Source organism: Arthrobacter jinronghuae, from assembly GCF_025244825.1.
Taxonomy (GTDB): domain Bacteria; phylum Actinomycetota; class Actinomycetes; order Actinomycetales; family Micrococcaceae; genus Arthrobacter_B; species Arthrobacter_B jinronghuae.
Map to the genome: position 1 here is coordinate 951856 of NZ_CP104263.1, position 18503 is coordinate 970358.

The window sequence follows — 18503 nt, forward strand, 5'->3', positions numbered from 1 at the left end:
GGGTAAGATCGGGTGGCATGAACGCAACCGGCAGCGAACCGGTGGAGGCCAGCCCGGCCACCGGTCCGCAATATGAAATCAGCCGCGGCAGTGCCCGCGCCGTCATCGCTTCCCTGGCCGGCGCGCTGCGCCGGTACACGGTTGACGGGGTCGATCTGGTGCAGACGTATCCGGACACCGCCATACCCCCGTCCGCCAACGGGGTGCTGCTGGCACCATGGCCTAACCGGACGGCGGACGGACGATGGACCCTGGCGGGGAAGACACAGCAGCTGGACATCACCGAGCCATCCCGCGGGCACGCCAGCCACGGCCTGCTGCGCAATACCGGATACACCGTCCGGGAACAGGTGCCGGGCGCCGTGGAACTCAGCGCGGAAATCTTCCCGCAGCACGGGTATCCCTTCCACCTGCTGCACCGTGCGCGCTACAGCCTCGACGACGACGGCGGTCTGCGGGTGCAGCAAAGCCTGACGAATGTGGGCACCGCCGCCGCTCCCGTTGCCCTCGGTGCCCATCCCTTCCTGCGGCTCGGCGACGTACCGACCGAAGACCTGGTGCTCACGGTGTCCGCGTCCACGGTGCTGACCGTTGATGAGCGGCTCATTCCAAACGGTAGGCAGGAACCGACCGGAGCGGCGGACCTCCGCGGCGGGGCCCGGGTAGGGGACCTGGCACTGGACAGCGCCTACACGGACCTGTCGTTCGATGAGTCAGCCCCCGGCACGCACCGGCATACGCTCAGCGCGCCGGACGGACGGACGGTGAGTCTCTGGACCGGGGCCGAATGCGGTTATGTCCACGTTTTTGTCACAGACACATTCCCCGGGCAGCGGCGCGCGGTGGCCCTGGAACCGATGACCGCCCCGGCCAACGCCCTGAATTCGGGGGAGGGCTTGGCCTGGCTGCCCCCGGGCCAGGTCTTTTCCGCCCACTGGGGCATCCGCGCCCAGTTGGACCCGGCTTGAGGTAACAGCGAGGATAGGCACGTAAAGAGGGGTCCCGGCCCAAGCCCGGTATGGAAAGATGGCCCCATGAAACCCCATGCGCGACGCACAGCGGCGCCCCGCGCGCTGCAGGCAGCGGCGGCGAATTCCCACCGGAACAACGACGAGGTCCCTTTCGCCCTGCGGGTCAGTGCCGCCTGGGCCTGGCGTCTCGGCATTGTCCTGATCGTCGGCGCCGGGCTTATCTGGATCCTCAGCCACTTCTCGCTGCTGATCATTCCGCTGATGATCGCCGCCCTGCTGGCCGGGCTGCTGTCCCCGGTTTCGAGTTGGCTGCGGCGGAACCGGCTCCCCGGCGGTCTGTCGGTTGCCGTGACCATCGTGGCCTTCCTCGGCGTCGTTATCGCTGCCCTGACCTTGGTGGGACGGCAGCTTGCCCTCGGGTTCCGGGATCTCTGGGGAGAAACGCTCGCCGGAGTGCGCCAGATCCAGGGCTGGCTGTCCGACGGTCCGCTGAACGTCACCGCCGGCGACATGGACTCGCTGTTCAACGAAGCCACCACCACGCTGCAGGACAATTCGGCCAATATCCTCTCCGGTGCCCTGAGCGTGGGCAGCAGCGCCGGCCACTTCGCCGCCGGCATCCTGCTGACCCTCTTCGCCTTGGTTTTCTTCCTGCTGGACGGCCGCCGGATCTGGGAGTTCACTTCCGGACTGCTGCCGCGCCGGGCACGGACCGCCGCCTACGGAGCCGGCATCCACGGCTGGGAATCCATGGTCAACTACGTGCGGGTGCAGGTGGTGGTGGCGCTCATCGATGCCATCGGCATCGGCGGCGGCGCAGCCCTCATCGGTGTACCGCTCGCCCTGCCCCTCGGGGTTCTGGTCTTCCTGGGCTCGTTCGTTCCGTTGGTAGGTGCGTTTGTCACCGGCTTCGTGGCGGTCCTGCTGGCATTGGTGGCAAACGGCGGAGTCAACGCGCTGATCATGCTGGGCATCGTCCTGCTGGTGCAGCAGCTGGAATCCCACATCCTCCAGCCGCTGGTCATGGGTAAGGCCGTCTCCCTCCACCCCCTGGCCGTGATCCTGGCAGTCACGGGCGGTACCCTCGCCGCGGGGGTTCCCGGAGCCCTGTTTTCAGTGCCGCTGCTGGCCATCCTCAACACGATGGTCCGCTACATAGCGGCCCGCGGCTGGGAGGACGACCCGGCGATGGAACAGGAGGGGGAAGAGAACGACGACGGCGGCAACCCTGTGTCGGGGGAACCCGGTTCCGACACGGTGGATACATTGGCTACAGAGGAAGAGCGCCGCAAATGACCGATCTGTCGCAGTTGCCCGTCACCCTGGACGATATCCGGGCCGCGGCGAAGCTCCTCGACGGAGTCATTGCCCACACACCCGTCGAGTCATCACGGGCGCTGGCCCGCGAAATCGGCTCGCCGGTGCACCTCAAATGCGAAAACCTCCAACGGGCAGGTTCATTCAAGGTCCGCGGCGCCTATGTCCGCATGGCCAAGCTGTCTCCCGCTGACAAAGCCAGGGGAGTGGTGGCAGCCTCTGCCGGCAACCACGCACAGGGCGTGGCCGTAGCTGCGGCGCGCCTGGGTATTTCCGCCCGGATCTACATGCCGCAGGGAGTGGCGCTGCCCAAGCTGGCCGCCACCAGGGGACACGGCGCGGAGGTCATCCTTCACGGCCATACCGTCGACGAGGCCCTGGCAGAGGCCCAGCGGTACTCCGACCAAACCGGTGCCGTCTTTGTCCATCCGTTCGACAACGTGGATGTGGTGGCCGGACAGGGGACCATCGGGCTTGAGCTCCTGGACCAGATACCGGACCTGGACACCGTGCTGATGGGGGTGGGAGGCGGCGGCCTGCTCGCCGGCGTCGCCGTCGCGATCAAGTCCCGTGCACGGGAGCTGGGCCGTGAGATCCGGATCATCGGAGTGCAGGCGGAAAACGCTGCCTCCTATCCGCCGTCACTGGCCGCCGACGCACTGGTACCCCTTACCAGGGTCAGCACCATCGCGGACGGCATCGCCGTCGGACGGCCCGGACAACTGCCCTTTTCGATCATCCGTGAACTGGTGGACGATGTGGTGACCGTGAGCGAGGATTCCCTTGCCCGCGCACTGATTTTCCTCCTCGAGCGTGCCAAGATGGTCGTGGAACCGGCCGGAGCCGTGGGAGTGGCTGCATTGATGGACGGGAAGATAGACAATCCCGGAAACACGGCAGTCATCCTCTCCGGCGGCAACATCGACCCGATGCTGATGCTGAAGGTCATCCAGCGGGGACTGGCGGCTGCGGGCCGTTACCTGGTGGTCCGCATCCTCCTTGACGACCGTCCCGGGTCGCTGGCCACCATTTCGCGGATCATCGCGGAAGCGGACGCCAACGTCACCGGGGTGGACCACACGAGGGTAGGAGGATCTATCAGCATGGGAGACGTAGCGATCACCATCAACATGGAAACAAAGGGCCACGAGCACTGCGAACTGGTGCTGAAGAACCTGCGCACTGTTGGGTTCCAACCCGTAGTGCTGGCGGGTTAAGCCGATGGCTGCCTCCCGTACACGCACGGCCCTGGCCGGGTCGCTCCTGTTCGCCGCCGTGCTCTGGGCGGTGTACCTGCTCACGCTGCTCTTCAAACCGGTCCTCTTTCCGCTGCTGGGCATCCTGCCGAGGCAGCTTGAGGGGCTCGACGGCGTGGTGTTCGCCCCGCTGCTCCACGCCGGGACGTCCCATCTCCTCGGCAACACGGTCCCCTTGATCGTCTTTTCGTTCCTGACGCTGCTGGAAGGGGTGCGGCGGTTCGTCTCGGTGCTTGCCATATCCTGGCTGTGCTCCGGAATCGGGGTATGGCTGTTCGGCAGCGGACTGACCGTGGGCGTCTCCGGCGTGGTGTTCGGTTTATTCGCGTATCTGATTGTCCGCGGCTTCTATAACCGCAATATCGGGCAGATCCTGCTCAGCGCCGTGTTGTTCCTGGTGTACGGATCAATTCTCTGGGGCCTTTTCCCGACCTCACTGGGCGTCTCCTGGCAGGCGCACCTGTTCGGCGCGATGGGTGGCGTGCTGGCCGCCGTGGTGCTGCGGCACGACCGCCGCGCGCCAACGCAAAGGCGGGCCCTCCCGTAGGAAAGCCCGCCTTCACTGAACCGGGGAAAACCTACCCGGTGTAGGGCTTGGCGGAGATGATCTCGACGGAGATGTTTTTACCGTTCGGTGCGGTGTAGGTAGTGCTGTCCCCGGCCTTGAGGCCCTGGATGGACGCACCCAGCGCAGACTTTTCGCTGTAGACGTCGATGTTGCCGTCGCCGGCGATCTCGCGGCTGCCCAGCAGGAAGGTCTCCACGTCGCCGGCGACGCGGGCTTCCACCAGCATGCCCGGCTCCACGACGCCGTCATCGGCCGGGGATTCACCAACTTGTGCACTTTCAAGGAGCTGCGTCAGCTGCCGGATCCGGGCCTCAGCCTTGCCCTGTTCCTCTTTGGCTGCGTGGTATCCGCCGTTTTCCTTGAGGTCGCCCTCGGAGCGTGCCTGCTCGATGCGGGCAACGATTTCCGTCCGACCGGGGCCGGACAGGTGATCCAGTTCCGCCTTCAGGCGGTCGTAAGACTCCTGCGTGAGCCAGGCGACAGATGCGCTGTTGGTTGACACGGGTATCTCCTTATATAAACGTCCGGGCCATCCATTGGTCCGGCATGGCTGAATGCCCGCCGGCCGGATTGGCCTGACAAGCAAAGACCCCGCCGGGCGGAGACCAACTGGTTTTGGAATGTCTACCAAAGACCAGCCGGACACCTGGGCGGGGCATGTCGTAAGTTCCCATAGTAGTTTGCCCGCGCACATAACCCAATATGCGGGACGGGACGTCTTACGGGGCTAGCCCTCGTCCACTATCCAGCAGGAGGACACACCGCCGGTAACTGCCGGGGAGTCCGTGCGGAGTTCAACCCGCTGGGTGCTGCTTTCCGGAGCATCCGGACCCAGGAGCACCGTCTTCCAGCCCACGACGGCGTAACTCTCGTTGAGTGCCTGGACGGCGCAGGCAGCGGTGCTGCCGGCCGATTTATCGACCTTGAAATCCACCACCACACGGCCGTCCTCCGGAAAGGTAAAGCCGACGTCCTTCGACGTGACCGTTCCGGTGGAGGCGGGGATGTTCATCCACGCCGCAGCCACTATGCCGGCGGCCACCGCGGCCGACGTGCCGATGATCCGTGCCCGCCGCGACAGGCGCCGCTTTGGAGCGCCGTAGCGATTGGCTAATCTGGACTCGGACGTGGAAACGTCCGGCTGATGGGGTGCCGACGTCTCGGGCTGACCTTCCGAAGTGCTCACAGGCCCATTTTAGCTTCTCGATTCCACCGTCGTTTTCCGCTTACCTCAGGAGTTGCCTTGTCTGCCCGCGAAAGCACCGATTCCCGGCCTACCGCCCCGCTGCGCCTGCTCGCGGTGCATGCCCACCCTGACGACGAAGCCAGCAAGGGCGCGGCCACGATGGCCTCCTATGCCGCCGCCGGCGTCGAAGTGATGGTTGCCACCTGCACCGGAGGGGAACGGGGATCCATCCTCAACCCCGGTGCCGAAGATGATCCCGCAGGCAAGCGGGACCTGGCCGGCCTGCGCCGGCGTGAAATGGCCGCTTCACAGGCGGCCCTGGGAATCCGGCACCGCTGGCTTGGATTCACGGATTCCGGGCTGCCCGAAGGTGATCCGCTGCCGGACCTGCCCTTCGGCTGCTTCGCCCTGCAGCCACTGGAACGCGCTGCGGCGCCCCTGGTGAAGCTGGTCCGCGAGTTCCGGCCGCACGTCATCATCAGCTACGACGAAAACGGCGGCTATCCGCACCCGGACCACATCATGGCCCACAAGGTCGCCGTGGAGGCGTTCGCCGCGGCCGGCGATCCGGAGCGGTACCCCGGGACAGGGTCCGCGTGGGAACCGTCGAAGCTTTACTACGACAGGGCTTTCAACCCGGAGCGTTTCCGGGCCCTGCATTTTGCCCTGGAAGAGGCCGGCCTCAAGTCCCCGTACGCAGAGCGGATCGCCGCCTGGCAGGAAACCGATGCGGAAGGCCATCAGCCGCCCGCTCCCACTCATGCGACCACCACGCAGATCGAGTGCGGCGACTTCTTCGAAGTCCGGGACGAAGCCCTGCGCAGCCACCGCACGCAGGTGGATCCGAACGGCTTCTTTTTCGCCGTCAGCCCGGATCTGCAGCGCAAGGTCTGGCCCTGGGAGGACTACTCCCTGATTGAGTCGCGCGTGGAAACCGACCTGCCTGAAACCGACCTGTTCGCTGGCATACGATAGACCCTGGGAACATAGGTCCCGCCGCAGTATTGGCTAAAAGAGAGATATACCGTGAACTTCCTGTACAGCCTGGCTACGGCCGCCACTCCGGCACCCGAGGAGTCCCTCGCACCGGGAGTTGCCGCAGAAGACGTCACCCCGGGAACGCTGGGGTTCCTCTTCACGCTCTTCGTGGTGATTGCGATCATCTTCCTGATCCGCGACATGACCAAACGCATCCGCCGGGTCCGTTACCGCGAACAGGTGCTGGCCACCCAGGAAGCCGCCCGGGAAGACGCCGGGCGGGACGCCTCCGGACCTGCGCCTGCCAAGGGCACCCCCGGTGCGACGGAGGAACGGGACACCACCTGGGACCACCTCCGGTAAGGGGAATGCCATGGCTGAAAGACTGAGGAACCAGGCGTCGGCCTACCTGCGCCAGCATGCGGACAACCCCGTCGACTGGTGGCCCTTCAGTGAGGAAGCCTTTGCCGAAGCCCGGCGCCGGAATGTTCCCGTCTTTATCTCCGTGGGTTACGCTGCCTGCCATTGGTGCCATGTCATGGCGCACGAATCGTTCGAGGACGCTGCCACGGCGCAGTACCTGAATGAGCACTTCGTGTCGGTGAAGGTGGACCGCGAGGAACGTCCCGACGTCGACGCCGTGTACATGGCAGCTACGCAGGCGCTGACCGGCCAGGGCGGCTGGCCGATGAGCGTGTTTACCCTGCCGGACGGCCGCACCTTCTATGCAGGCACCTATTTTCCGCCCCGGCAGCTGCAGGGTATGCCGTCCTTCCAGCAGGTTATGGAAGCGGTTTCCTCCGCCTGGCGGGACCGCCCGGCCGAAGTCGAAGCAAGCGCCGCGCAGATTGCCGCACACCTGGCCTCCGCCCAGGCGGGAAACCGGCGGTTGATCGGCAGCCTGGAAGTGACGGCCGAGTCCGGTCCGCTCTCGGGGGAGGTGCTCGAGGCCGCGGTGGAGGCGGTGTTGGAACAGGAAGACCAGCGTTTCGGCGGGCTGGGCGGTGCACCGAAGTTCCCGCCGTCGCCCCTGCTGCGGTTCCTCCTGGTTTACGGATCCACTGACCGGCCGGCCGCCGGCGCCGCCGCGTCCGTGGCTGACCGAACCCTGGAAACCATGGCCCGCAGCGGACTGTATGACCAGCTCGAAGGCGGCTTCGCCCGGTACACCGTGGACCGGGCCTGGGCCATCCCGCACTTCGAAAAAATGCTTTACGACAATGCCCAGCTGCTGCGCCTCTACGCCCACTGGAGCCGTTCGGCGCCCTCGGAGGACCAGCGGCACCTGGCGCTGCAGGTCAGCGCCGATACCGCGGCCTGGCTGGCCAAGCGGCTGCGCGTCGAGGGGGGAGGATTTGCGTCCTCGCTCGACGCCGACACCCTCGTGGACGGGCATCGCCGGGAAGGTGCCACCTATGTGTGGACCCCCGACGAGCTCCGCACCGTCCTGTCGGATTCCGGCGCCGACGCCGACGCGGTTCTGTCCCTGCTGGACCTGGAAACCGGCCGGATGGAGGCCGGCGGATCCACCCTGCACTTCGGGCGCAGCCTGCAGCCGGAGGAGGAGCAGCTCTGGCAGCGCGTGCGGCCTGCGCTGCTGGCCGTACGGGACCGGCGGCCCCAGCCGGACCGCGACGACAAAGTGGTGGCGGGTTGGAACGGGCTGGCCATCGCCGGCCTGGCCGACGCCGCCCTTGCACTCGACGATGCCGGAGACCCGGGGGAGAAGGCAGCGGGCCTGCTGGACCTGGCCCGGGACGCTGCGGATTACCTGCTGCGCGTGCACTACCGGAACGGTCTGCTGGCGCGGGTGTCCCATGCAGGCACGGCCGCCGGCATCGAGGGCCTGCTCGAAGACTATGCGGGGGCTGCCGAAGGGCTGTTTGCGCTCTTCGCCGCCACCGGCGAAGAGCAGTGGTACCGCAAAGCGGAGGAGCTGGTCCTGGCCGCCGAGCAGCGCTTCATCGTGGACGGCGTCCTGCAGGACACCGCCGTGCGGACGGACCAGCTGGCGGCAGCGCAGGGATCGCTCTCGGCAGCCGATCCGATGGACGGCCCCACTCCCAGCGGCACAGCGCTTTTTGCCGGTGTGCTGGTGACCTACGCGGCCTATTCCGGTTCCTCCCGGCACCGTGCCCTCGCAGAAGCGCTGCTGTCCCATGTTCAGCTGGTGGCGGCACGGGCCCCGCGCGCCGGCGGCTGGGCGATGTCCGTCCTCGTGCAGGCGCTGGAGGGGCCGCGGGAACTCGCCGTGACAGGCAGCGATCCCCGGCTGGTGCGTCAGCTGCTTCGGACCGGGCGGGCCGCGGGCGGGCCCGCCGTCGTCGTAGCCAGCGGCTCCGGCGGCGAAACAGCGGTGCCGCTGCTTCGGGACCGGCCCGCACCGGACGGCGGCGCCTTGGCCTACCTCTGCCGCGGGATGGTCTGCAGCCGGCCGGTGGCGGATCCGGAAGAGTTGGCGGCCCAGTTCCGCACGCTGAACTCCTAGCCTGTCACCGCGCGGACGGCCATCAGGATGGCGACATAGTGGGCGGCGAATCCAGCCAGGGTAAAGGCGTGGAAGATCTCATGGAAGCCGAACCAGTCCACCGAGGGATTGGGCTTCTTCATGGCATACATAACGGCACCGGCAATGTACATGGCCCCGCCCACGCAGATGAGGATGGCGGCCGTCGGGTTGGTCCCGTAGAAATCCGGAATGTAGAACAGGGACGCGCAGCCCAGCGCAATGTAGACGGGCGTGTAGAGCCAGCGGGGCGCGTGGAGCCACAGGAGCCGGAACGCGACGCCCACCAGGGCACCGGACCAGATGATCCAGAGCAGCGTGACCGCGCTGTCCCGGGGCAGGAGGGACCACGCCAGCGGGGTATAGGAACCGGCAATGACCAGCATGATGTTCGTATGGTCCAGGCGCTTAAGCACCACTTTCACCTTCGGGGACCAGTTGCCGCGGTGGTAGACGGCACTGGTGCCGAACAGCAGCACGCCCGTAAAGGCGTAGATTGCGGAGGCAATCCGGGTGCCCGTCGTCGGTGCGAGGGCTACAAGGATGATCCCCGCCGCCAGGGCAAGGGGAGTGGCACCGGCATGCAGCCAGCCGCGCAGCCGGGGCTTGATCTCCAGTTCTTCGGCTACTGCTTCAACGGCGTTTTCCAGGGGGCCGGGCGTGGTCCGCGATTCGGGGTCGTGCTGTGCAGGAACTCCCGGAGACGGGGCGGAAAATGGTGACGAATCCATAACGGAAATTCTAACCTACGTCCCGGTAAGTTACGGTTTGGTAAGCAGGCGCCGGCACCGATATGCGCTTCGGCGAGCCGAGCTAGCGGTAGCCTAGGAGAAGATTTTTATCCTATGGGCAGACCCGGGGTATGCGGGACCCTTGGCGGTCCACGCTCCGGATCCCAGGCACGTGAGGCAAACAATGAAATTCCCCGGTGTTGTCTACGCCTACTATGAGCGTAAGCTGCGGCGGTCCCTTATCGGAGACCGCATCCCCGAACACATCGGGGTGATGGTGGATGGAAACCGGCGGTGGGCCAAACTCGCCGGGGCGCCGACCAGCGACGGGCACCAGGCCGGAGCGGACAAAATCCTGGAGTTCCTGGGGTGGTGCCAGGAGCTCGGGGTGCGGATGGTCACCCTGTACATGCTGTCCACGGACAACCTGAACCGTGATGCGGACGAACTGGAACCGTTGCTGGATATTATCGGCAACACCCTGGACCGGCTGGGCGAACAAGGCAACCTGCGTGTCCAGCCGGTAGGGGCACTTGAGATCCTCCCAGCCCGGTTGGCCAAACAGCTCACTGAGCTTGGCGAAAGCACGGGCGACGCCGACGGACTGCATGTCAACGTGGCCATCGGTTACGGCGGACGCCGGGAAATTGTCGACGCCGTCAAGGAACTTCTGCGGGACGCCGAAGCCGAAGGCAAGGGCATCGCGGAAGTCACCGAAGAAATCTGCGACACCAAGATTTCCGAATACCTCTACACCCGCGGCCAGCCGGATCCGGAACTGGTCATCAGGACCTCCGGCGAGCAGCGCCTCTCCGGCTTCCTGATGTGGCAGAGCGCCTACAGCGAGTTCTACTTCTGCGAAGCGCTTTGGCCGGATTTCCGGCGGGTGGATTTCCTGCGTGCCCTGCGCGATTACGCCAGCCGGCAGCGGCGCTTCGGCTCCTAGCGGCTTCCCCGCAGGCAGCTGGGCCGGGAACGGCCGTGTCCTGCTGCGGGACTGCGGCCTGCGGGCGTACTTTGGTGCTACCGGCCCGGCTGAGGCAGCGGGCGGAACGTCCAACGCAACATCGGGATGGAATACATCCAGCGACCGGGGCCCTGGGGCGCCCCTGACGGGAGTTCCACGTGGCAGCTGAACAGCAAGTGCAGGAGCGGGCCAGCTTTGTACTGGATACCTCGGTGCTATTGTCCGATCCGCGGGCGATCCTCCGTTTCGCCGAACATGAAGTGATCCTTCCCCTGGTGGTCATCACCGAACTGGAGCGCAAGCGCCAGGATCCCGAGCTTGGGTATTTCGCCCGGAACGCGCTGCGGCTGCTGGACGACCTCCGGGTCCAGCACGGCGGGCTCGGGGCGCCCATCCCGTTGGGGGAGAGCGGCGGCACACTGCGGGTGGAGCTGAACCACATCTCCACGGACGTGCTGCCGGCGGGCATCCGGGGCAGCGACAATGACAGCCGGATCCTCGCCGTTGCCAAGAGCTTGTCCGACGGCGGCCGGAACGTGACAGTGGTGTCCAAGGACCTGCCCATGCGGGTGAAGGCCTCGGCGATGGGACTGGCGGCGGACGAGTACCGCAACGAACTGGTCCGGGATTCGGGCTGGACCGGTGTGGCGGAACTGGAAATTTCGGACGCGGACATGGCGCTGCTGTATGACCACCAGCCGCTGCTCATCCCCGAAGCCGCGGACCTGCCCGTCAACACCGGCACGGTGCTGATGGCCGGACGCGCCTCGGCTCTTGGCCGGGTGGGGGCGGATAAGCGGCTGCGGCTGGTCCGCGGGGACCGGGATGTCTTCGGGCTGCACGGACGCTCGGCCGAACAGCGGCTGGCCATCGACCTGCTGATGGACCGGGAGGTGGGCATTGTTTCGCTGGGCGGCCGGGCAGGAACGGGTAAGTCCGCGCTGGCCCTGTGCGCCGGGCTGGAGGCGGTGCTGGAACGCAGGGAACACCGCAAGGTGATGGTGTTTCGTCCGCTCTACGCCGTGGGCGGCCAGGAGCTGGGTTATCTGCCCGGCACTGAGTCCGAGAAAATGGGCCCGTGGGGCCAGGCGGTCTTCGACACCCTGGAGGCGCTGGTCTCCGTGGAGGTGGTGGAGGAGGTCCTGGACCGCGGCATGCTCGAGGTGCTGCCCCTGACCCACATCCGGGGCCGTTCACTCCATGACGCCTTCGTGATCGTGGATGAGGCACAGTCCCTGGAGAAGAACGTCCTGCTCACGGTCCTGTCACGGATTGGACAGAACTCCAAGGTGGTCCTGACCCACGACGTCGCCCAGCGGGACAACCTTCGGGTGGGCCGGCACGACGGCGTGGCCGCCGTGGTGGAGACACTCAAGGGCCATCCGCTTTTTGGACACGTGACGCTTACCCGCTCGGAGCGCTCGCCGATTGCCGCACTCGTGACCGAGCTGCTGGAGGAAGGGCAGATCGGCTAGCTTGTCCACAGCCGCGGGCCCGGACCCCTGAGCCGGGCGGGCCTCAGGCTACGGTGGTTCCATGGTGGGGATCCTGGCGGGCTATTGGGCAGCAGGCGCCGACGGTGAAGCGGGTCCATCCGTTGCCGTGGTGCTGCTTAGTGCGGCGCTCGTCTGGTTTGCGGCCGTCGCCGTCCGGTTGGCCGTGATCGACATCCGTACCCGCCGCCTGCCCAACACCCTGGTCCTGCCGTCCTATCCGGTAGCCGGGATGCTGCTGGCCGGTGCGGCGCTGGCCGCCGGGGAACCGGACCGCGTCAGCGCAATGCTGGTGGGGGCCGCTGCGCTGTGGATCGGGTTTTTTGCCCTTCGGCTGCTCAGTCCGGCCGGCATGGGCTTCGGGGACGTTAAGCTTGCCGGGCTGCTGGGCCTCTATCTGGGTTTCCTCGGCCCCGGCCACGTCCTGGCAGGGGTAGTGGCTGCATTTGTTTTCGGCGGACTCTGGGGAGTGGCGTTGATCCTCGCCCGGCGGGGGACGGCGTCGTCAACGGTGGCATTCGGTCCGTTCCTGCTCCTGGGGGCCGCCGTAGCCATGCTGGCCCCTGCCCTACAGTAGAAGCATGCCTACCCCTGATTTTGTCCTGTCCCTGCGGAAGCGGATAGGACATGATCCGCTCTGGCTTCCCGGCGTCACGGCCGTGGTGTTCAACGCGGAAGGGCAGGTACTGCTGGGCCGCCGCGCGGACAACGGGCGGTGGGCCTTGATCACCGGAATGCTCGAACCGGGGGAGGAAGCGGGGCCGGGAGCCGTGCGTGAAGTGGAAGAGGAAACCGGCATCCGGGCCGAGCTGGAACACCTTATCCACGTCGGCGCCCACGGGCCGGTTACCTTCCCCAACGGCGATGTCTGCTCCTTCCTGAACCTGGCGTTCAGCTGCCGGTATGTGTCGGGGGAGGCGCGCGTGAACGACGACGAGTCCATCGAGGTGGGCTGGTACCGCCTGGATGCCCTGCCGCCCCTGAGCGAACGGCACCGAATGCTGATTGACCTGGCCCTGACGGCCGACGGCGTGCCGGTCTTCGAACGCTGAGCCGCTGAGACCCCGAACAGGAAAGGGCCGTCCCGCAGCAGCAGGACGGCCCTTTCGGCGGTTAATGCAGCGAAGCCGCTACTTCTCCCGGTAGGGGTTTTCCGGAGCCTGCGGCTCAGGCTCCGGGGCTTCTGCCGGGGCTGCGGCCTGCGCACCGGTTCCCTTGAGCGCGGCCAGGCGTTCGGCCTCCAGCCGGTCCGCCTCCGGGCCGGCAACGGCTTCCCCGCGGGCCACCATTCCGGCGACGTCGGACAACGGGATCTGCTTCAGGAAGAAGGCCAGGACCAGCGCGATGACCAGGAACGGGATCAGGTACCAGAAAACGGGGGCCAGCGAATCGGCATAGGCGGTGACAATGCCGTCCCGGATGGGTTCGGGCAGATCGTTCATGACGGACGGCTGCAGGGTGGCAGTGGCCTCGCCGGCGGCGGACGGATCGAAGCCGGCCTTGGTGAAGACCTCATTCAGGTTGTCCGAAAGGCGCGAGGTGAACATGGCACCAAAGATAGCCACGCCCAGGGAAGCGCCGACCTCGCGGAAGTAGTTGTTGCTGGAGGTCGCGGTGCCGATCTGGCCCACGGGGACGGAGTTCTGCACCACAAGGACCACCACCTGCATGATGTAGCCGAGCCCGGCGCCGAAGACGAACAGCTGTGCGCAGATCACCCAGACCGGGGTGTCGGCGGAGAGGGTGGTCATCCAGAGCATGGCAGCGATCACCAGGGCCGCACCCATGATCGGGTACTTCTTGTAGGTGCCGTGCTTGGTGATGGCGAGACCCGAGTAGATCGAGGTACCCATCATGCCCACCATCATCGGCAGCATCAGCAGGCCGGAGACCGCGGCCGAGGTGCCGGTGGACATCTGCAGGAAGGTCGGCACGAAGGCAAGGGCTGCGAACATGCCCATGCCCAGAGTGAAGCCGATGGCCGTGCTGTTCACGAAGATCGGGTTCCGGAACAGGCTCATCGGGATGATCGGGTCCGCGACGCGGTTTTCCACCATCACGAACAGGGTTGCCGCAACCAGCATCCCCGCGCCGAAGGCGAGCGTCAGCGGGTCGGTCCAGCCGCGCTCGTCGCTGCCGCCGAAGTCCGTGAAGAAAATCAGGCAGGTGGTGGCAATGGACAGCAGGACCACGCCCGCGATGTCGATCCGTTTGGTGGCCTTCTTGCTCGGCAGCGTCAGGGTGAAGAAGGCGATCAGGAAGGCAGCGATGCCGATTGGGATGTTGATGTAGAACGCCCACTGCCAGGTCAGATGGTCCACGAAGAAGCCGCCCAGCAGGGGGCCTGCAACGGCGGAAAGGCCGAAGATGCCGCCCAGCGGGCCGAGGTACTTGCCGCGCTGGTCGGCCGGCACAATGTCCGCGATGATGGCCTGCGACAGGATCATCAGGCCGCCGCCGCCAAGACCCTGAATGGCCCGGAAGATGACAAAGCCCCAGAAATCGGTGGCGAAGGCACATCCAACCGACGCCGCAGTGAACAGGACAATGGCGAACAGGAACAGGTTGCGCCGGCCCAGCACGTCACCGAACTTACCGTAAATGGGCATCACGATGGTGGTGGCCAGCAGATAGGCGGTGGTGATCCAGGTCTGATGCTCGACGCCGCCCAGTTCTCCCACGATGGTGGGCATGGCGGTGGAAACAATGGTCTGGTCGAGGCTGGAAAGCAGCATGCCTGCGATCAGGGCGGAAAAGATGATCCAGATGCGTTTCTGGGTCAGCAGAAGCGGCCCGGAAGCACGTTCGGCGGTGGAGGTCATTTACTGTCCTTGGCGGTATCGGCAGGGGCGGTGGATGCAGGGCGGTGGTCCGTTGGTTCGACGGAGAGTGGAGACGCGGACGAAAACACGGCTATGGCCGCATTGACCTCGGTAACGAGGATGCTGCGGTAGGAATCGGTGTTGGCCGGATCGAAGAAGCGGAGCCCGGCGCGCTGGACCAGTGCTCCGAAGACGGCAACGGTTGCCCGGACGCGTGGGTCATCGGCCGGCAGGGACTCCCGGGCAGCTACTATCCGCGCAAAGGTTTCCTCGGTCTCCTGCGAGCCGCGCATGGCCTTTTGGATGAGCCGGGGTTCGGCACTGACAGCTTCCTTCAGCTGCGCCATCTCCGAGCGGGACATGGCCATGCGTTCGGTCATGCCGACGGCCAGGTCCACGAAGTCCGCAACCAAGGCGGGGGAGATTCCTTCGCCTGCAGAGCCGGCGCCGCCGTCGACGAAGCGCTGAACCAGATCCTGGGGAAGGTCATCTGCGGGCGAACCCAGAATGGCATCTTCCTTGGCGGGGAAGTAGTTGAAAAACGTCCGGCGGGAAATGCCGACCCGCTCGCACAGCTGTTCGACGGTGAAGCCGTTGACACCGTTGGCGGCGGTCAGGATGCGGGCGTGCGCCGTGATGGCGGCACGGGTGGCCGTCCGCTTGCGCTCCCGCAGTCCGCAGTCTTCTGTTGCACCTTTCGTCACGGAGTAGAGTTTTGCACTCTGAGCCGGCAGGTGCAAATTTCCGGTTGCCGGGCAAAACGAAGGAGCGCCCGGGGATCCGGACGCTCCTTCGGCGGGCCTGCCGTACTGGGGCAGCAGTGGTTCTTTAGGCCTGCGGCGGCTTCGTCATGGACAGGACGTCCAGTGCCTTGTCCAGCTGCTCAACCGTGAGTTCCCCGCGCTCCACGTAACCGAGGTCCTCGACGGACTGGCGGATGGTCTTGCCTTCCTTGACCGAGTACTTGGCGATCTTCGCTGCGTTTTCGTAGCCGATGAACTTGTTCAGCGGAGTCACGATGGACGGGGAAGCCTCCGCCAGGTAGCGGGCGCGCTCGACGTTTGCTTCGATGCCGTCAATCATCTTGTCCGCCATGACGCGGGAGGAGTTCGCCAGGAGCCGGATGGACTCGAGCAGGTTCGCGGCGATCACCGGAATGCCCACGTTGAGTTCGAAGTAACCGAAGGTGCCGGCCCAGGCCACGGCGGCGTCGTTGCCCACTACCTGCGCGGCAACCTGCAGGACGGCTTCGGAGATGACGGGGTTGACCTTGCCCGGCATGATCGAGGAGCCCGGCTGCAGGTCCGGGATGGCAATTTCGCCCAGGCCGGTGTTGGGGCCCGAACCCATCCAACGCAGGTCGTTGGCGATCTTGGAGAAGGACACGGCGATGGTGCGCAGCATGCCGGACACCTCGACCAGTGCGTCGCGGTTGGCCTGTGCTTCGAAGTGGTCCCGCGCTTCGGTCAGCGGCAGGCCGGTGTCAGCGGCCAGCAGTTCGATCACGCGCTGCGGGAATCCGGCGGGAGTGTTGATGCCGGTACCGACGGCGGTGCCGCCCAGCGGGACTTCGGCTACACGGGGCAGGGACGCCTGCACGCGCTCGATGCCGTAGCGCACCTGTGCGGCGTAGCCGCCGAATTCCTGGCCAAGGGTGACCGGAGTGGCGTCCATCAGGTGGGTTCGCCCGGACTTGACGACGTCCTTGAATTCTTCGGCCTTGCGCTCCAGGGACACGGCAAGGTGCTCGAGGGCGGGGACCAGGTCATTGATCAGGGCGGACGTGGCGGCAACGTGCACCGAGGTCGGGAAAACGTCGTTGGAGGACTGCGAGGCGTTCACATGGTCGTTGGGGTGGACAGTGGTCTCGCTGCCGGCGTCCTTCAGCGCCCGGGTGGCGAGCTCCGCGAGGACCTCGTTGGTGTTCATGTTCGAGGAGGTGCCGGAGCCCGTCTGGAAGATGTCGATCGGGAACTGGTCATTGTAGGTGCCGGCGGCGACGGCGTCGGCGGCCTTTTCAATGGCCCGGGCGCGCTCGTCGTCGAGTACTCCCAGTTCCGCGTTGGCGGTCGCGGCGGCCTTCTTGATCCGGGCGAGCGCTTCGATGTGCGAGGGTTCCAGCGTGGTGCCGGAAATGGGGAAGTTCTCGACCGCGCGCTGGGTCTGGGCGCGGTAGAGGGCGGAGGCCGGAACCCGGACCTCACCCATGGTGTCGTGTTCGATGCGGTATTCGGAGGTGTCAGAAGTCATGCCCCCAAGCCTAATCTCCGAAGGCACCGCAGTGATAACCGCTACTTGGGCAGCGACGAACGCAGGACGGCGGGATGCTCGAGGGCGCCGAAGCCGGAGACGAGTTCGGCGTTGCCTTCCGCCAGCCGGTAGGACAGGCCGATAACGGCAACTTGCCCTTCCTCCACTGCAGCGGAAATGAGGCGGGAACTTTCCACCAGGCGTTCCGCGGTCTGCTTGGTGTGTTCAACCACCATGTCATTGACTTCGTGCAGGTCCTTGCGCTGCGCCGCCAGCACGGACGGAGTGATCCGCTCCACCAGGGTGCGGACGTACCCGGTGGGCATTTCGCCCGTGTCCACGGTGGCTTTGGCGGCAGTGACGGCGCCGCAGTTGTCATGGCCCAGCACCACAATGAGGGGTACGCCCAGCGTGCCGACGCTGTACTCCAGCGAGCCGAGCACGGCGTCGTCAATGACCTGTCCGGCGGTGCGGACCACAAACGCGTCCCCGAGACCGAGGTCGAAGATGATCTCTGCAGCGAGGCGGGAGTCCGAGCAGCCGAAAATCACTGCAAACGGGTTCTGCCCCTCAACGAGGGAACTGCGTCGAGGCGCGTCCTGGTTGGGGTGGCGGGCGGTGCCGGCTACGAAACGTTCGTTGCCTTCACGCAGCTTCTGCCAGGCCTGGGCGGGTGTGATGATCTGTTCGCTCGCTGTTTCCACGCTATTGAGGTTACTACTACGGGAACCGGTGGTGCCGACCCGGGACGCCCGCAGGCGTCACGATCAGTTGCTGCGCAGCTCGCGGACCACGTGTTCGGCGAGCACATCGAATTCCGCCAGGTCGGCGGAACCGGTGAGGATCACGGTTTGCCCGTCGATCTCCGCGACCAGTGTTGAGTCCTTATTGGAGGAATCGCGCAGCTCCCAGGAGACTCCGCCTGCCGGCCGTTCACCGGACACGGTCGAGTTGCCGCTGTGTTCGAAGATCCAGGTGGGATTGGCGGCGTTGGTCTGGGTCAGGGAGATGAACTCGGTATCCGGAGTGACATATCCGACTTCCCAATTCGGGACGCCGTCGTTGGTTCCGGCATTCCAGCGGGCGTAGTTGGCACTCCAGCCGTCCGGAAGCTCCAGGGCCAGCGGCTGGTAGCCGGCGTCTCCGGCGGCCTGGTTGGCAGCGGCAGCAACATCGACGTTGCGGGCCTGCATCTTGGGCGCGGGATTCAGCAGTACGGGCACCAGGCACAGCGCCAGCGTGAGTCCGGTGGCGATCAGCATGCCTATCACGGTGGCATTGGCCCGCTTGGCCTGCTTGGCGGTCAATACCGGCGTTACGGGTTCATCGGTCTGCTGGGGATCGGGCTGCGTTTCACTCACCCATCCATGTTCTCTTATTCGGATGCGATGTCCTACTCCGAGTAACGCACCGCCGCCGAAATCCTCTGCCCGAGGTGGTGACGGGGGGCACGCAGAC

Annotated in this window: 19 protein-coding genes; 11 read left to right on the top strand and 8 right to left on the bottom strand. The window is 66.0% G+C overall.

What is annotated here, in order from left to right:
• The first annotated feature begins 17 nt into the window (after positions 1-17).
• The 4 genes from N2K98_RS04410 to N2K98_RS04425 all read left to right on the top strand — a co-directional run bounded on the left by N2K98_RS04410 (position 18) and on the right by N2K98_RS04425 (position 4091).
• A complete protein-coding gene (locus tag N2K98_RS04410) occupies positions 18-968 on the top strand; it encodes an aldose 1-epimerase family protein (RefSeq protein ID WP_255866164.1) in 951 nt (316 codons plus the stop codon).
• A gap of 66 nt (positions 969-1034) precedes the next feature.
• A complete protein-coding gene (locus tag N2K98_RS04415) occupies positions 1035-2267 on the top strand; it encodes an AI-2E family transporter (RefSeq protein WP_255866165.1) in 1233 nt (410 codons plus the stop codon).
• On the top strand, positions 2264-3505 hold the full coding sequence (gene ilvA / locus N2K98_RS04420; protein ID WP_255798512.1) for a threonine ammonia-lyase: 1242 nt from the start codon (positions 2264-2266) through the stop codon (positions 3503-3505). The genes N2K98_RS04415 and ilvA overlap by 4 nt, the downstream gene beginning before the upstream one ends.
• Before the next feature lie 4 nt (positions 3506-3509).
• The gene (locus tag N2K98_RS04425; RefSeq protein WP_255798513.1) at positions 3510-4091 is read left to right on the top strand and encodes a rhomboid family intramembrane serine protease; all 582 of its coding nucleotides are present in this window, start codon (positions 3510-3512) and stop codon (positions 4089-4091) included.
• A 31-nt stretch (positions 4092-4122) separates the two neighbouring features.
• On the opposite strand, the gene greA is transcribed toward N2K98_RS04425, so the two are convergent.
• Both greA and N2K98_RS04435 read right to left on the bottom strand, forming a co-directional pair.
• Positions 4123-4614: a transcription elongation factor GreA gene (greA, locus tag N2K98_RS04430; RefSeq protein WP_227924248.1), complete on the bottom strand. Its 492-nt coding sequence runs from the start codon at positions 4612-4614 to the stop codon at positions 4123-4125.
• Positions 4615-4839: 225 nt separating this feature from the next.
• The gene (locus N2K98_RS04435; RefSeq protein WP_255798514.1) at positions 4840-5298 is read right to left on the bottom strand and encodes a DUF4307 domain-containing protein; all 459 of its coding nucleotides are present in this window, start codon (positions 5296-5298) and stop codon (positions 4840-4842) included.
• Positions 5299-5355: 57 nt separating this feature from the next.
• Between N2K98_RS04435 and mca the strand changes: the two genes are divergently transcribed.
• From mca to N2K98_RS04450, 3 genes are read left to right on the top strand one after another with little or no spacing between them, the layout of a single operon-like run.
• Positions 5356-6273, top strand: coding sequence for a mycothiol conjugate amidase Mca (gene mca / locus N2K98_RS04440; protein ID WP_255866166.1), 918 nt, complete (start codon positions 5356-5358; stop codon positions 6271-6273).
• Between the two features lie 51 nt (positions 6274-6324).
• On the top strand, positions 6325-6639 hold the full coding sequence (locus N2K98_RS04445) for a hypothetical protein (RefSeq protein WP_255798516.1): 315 nt from the start codon (positions 6325-6327) through the stop codon (positions 6637-6639).
• 10 nt (positions 6640-6649) lie between these two features.
• Complete coding sequence (locus N2K98_RS04450) at positions 6650-8764, top strand: thioredoxin domain-containing protein (protein WP_255866167.1); 2115 nt, start codon at positions 6650-6652, stop codon at positions 8762-8764.
• On the opposite strand, the gene trhA is transcribed toward N2K98_RS04450, so the two are convergent.
• Positions 8761-9513, bottom strand: a complete 753-nt coding sequence (gene trhA, locus N2K98_RS04455; RefSeq protein ID WP_255866168.1) for a PAQR family membrane homeostasis protein TrhA — start codon at positions 9511-9513, stop codon at positions 8761-8763. The two genes, N2K98_RS04450 and trhA, sit on opposite strands and share 4 nt — an antisense overlap.
• A 184-nt stretch (positions 9514-9697) precedes the next feature.
• Here trhA and N2K98_RS04460 point away from each other — a divergent pair, with 184 nt between their 5' ends.
• From N2K98_RS04460 to N2K98_RS04475, 4 genes are all read left to right on the top strand, one after another.
• Entirely contained in the window at positions 9698-10459 is a 762-nt protein-coding gene (locus N2K98_RS04460) for an isoprenyl transferase (RefSeq protein ID WP_255798519.1), read from the top strand.
• A 179-nt stretch (positions 10460-10638) separates the two neighbouring features.
• A complete protein-coding gene (locus N2K98_RS04465) occupies positions 10639-11955 on the top strand; it encodes a PhoH family protein (protein WP_255866169.1) in 1317 nt (438 codons plus the stop codon).
• Positions 11956-12016: 61 nt separating this feature from the next.
• Positions 12017-12550 carry a prepilin peptidase gene (locus N2K98_RS04470; protein WP_255866170.1) on the top strand — a complete coding sequence of 178 codons (534 nt, stop codon included), beginning with the start codon at positions 12017-12019 and terminating at the stop codon, positions 12548-12550.
• Positions 12551-12554: 4 nt separating this feature from the next.
• Positions 12555-13025, top strand: coding sequence for an NUDIX hydrolase (locus N2K98_RS04475; protein WP_255866171.1), 471 nt, complete (start codon positions 12555-12557; stop codon positions 13023-13025).
• A gap of 78 nt (positions 13026-13103) precedes the next feature.
• On the opposite strand, the gene N2K98_RS04480 is transcribed toward N2K98_RS04475, so the two are convergent.
• The 5 genes from N2K98_RS04480 to N2K98_RS04500 all read right to left on the bottom strand — a co-directional run bounded on the left by N2K98_RS04480 (position 13104) and on the right by N2K98_RS04500 (position 18406).
• Positions 13104-14795, bottom strand: a complete 1692-nt coding sequence (locus N2K98_RS04480; protein WP_255866172.1) for an MDR family MFS transporter — start codon at positions 14793-14795, stop codon at positions 13104-13106.
• Positions 14792-15499 (bottom strand): TetR/AcrR family transcriptional regulator, encoded by a 708-nt coding sequence (locus tag N2K98_RS04485; protein WP_255798524.1) that lies wholly within the window; start codon positions 15497-15499, stop codon positions 14792-14794. The genes N2K98_RS04480 and N2K98_RS04485 overlap by 4 nt, the downstream gene beginning before the upstream one ends.
• Before the next feature lie 124 nt (positions 15500-15623).
• Complete coding sequence (locus N2K98_RS04490; protein WP_229952475.1) at positions 15624-17045, bottom strand: class II fumarate hydratase; 1422 nt, start codon at positions 17043-17045, stop codon at positions 15624-15626.
• 41 nt (positions 17046-17086) lie between these two features.
• Positions 17087-17749, bottom strand: coding sequence for a carbonic anhydrase (locus N2K98_RS04495; RefSeq protein ID WP_255798525.1), 663 nt, complete (start codon positions 17747-17749; stop codon positions 17087-17089).
• A gap of 63 nt (positions 17750-17812) precedes the next feature.
• Positions 17813-18406 carry a DUF4245 domain-containing protein gene (locus tag N2K98_RS04500; protein WP_255798526.1) on the bottom strand — a complete coding sequence of 198 codons (594 nt, stop codon included), beginning with the start codon at positions 18404-18406 and terminating at the stop codon, positions 17813-17815.
• Between the last annotated feature and the right edge of the window lie 97 nt (positions 18407-18503).

Bases quoted from the DNA above. Each gene is read 5' to 3' on its own strand.
- N2K98_RS04410 (WP_255866164.1), top strand. From the start codon at position 18: ATGAACGCAACCGGCAGCGAACCGGTGGAGGCCAGCCCGGCCACCGGT.
- N2K98_RS04415 (WP_255866165.1), top strand. From the start codon at position 1,035: ATGAAACCCCATGCGCGACGCACAGCGGCGCCCCGCGCGCTGCAGGCA.
- ilvA (WP_255798512.1), top strand. From the start codon at position 2,264: ATGACCGATCTGTCGCAGTTGCCCGTCACCCTGGACGATATCCGGGCC.
- N2K98_RS04425 (WP_255798513.1), top strand. From the start codon at position 3,510: ATGGCTGCCTCCCGTACACGCACGGCCCTGGCCGGGTCGCTCCTGTTC.
- N2K98_RS04450 (WP_255866167.1), top strand. From the start codon at position 6,650: ATGGCTGAAAGACTGAGGAACCAGGCGTCGGCCTACCTGCGCCAGCAT.
- trhA (WP_255866168.1), bottom strand. From the start codon at position 9,513: ATGGATTCGTCACCATTTTCCGCCCCGTCTCCGGGAGTTCCTGCACAG.
- N2K98_RS04460 (WP_255798519.1), top strand. From the start codon at position 9,698: ATGAAATTCCCCGGTGTTGTCTACGCCTACTATGAGCGTAAGCTGCGG.
- N2K98_RS04470 (WP_255866170.1), top strand. From the start codon at position 12,017: ATGGTGGGGATCCTGGCGGGCTATTGGGCAGCAGGCGCCGACGGTGAA.
- N2K98_RS04475 (WP_255866171.1), top strand. From the start codon at position 12,555: ATGCCTACCCCTGATTTTGTCCTGTCCCTGCGGAAGCGGATAGGACAT.
- N2K98_RS04480 (WP_255866172.1), bottom strand. From the start codon at position 14,795: ATGACCTCCACCGCCGAACGTGCTTCCGGGCCGCTTCTGCTGACCCAG.
- N2K98_RS04490 (WP_229952475.1), bottom strand. From the start codon at position 17,045: ATGACTTCTGACACCTCCGAATACCGCATCGAACACGACACCATGGGT.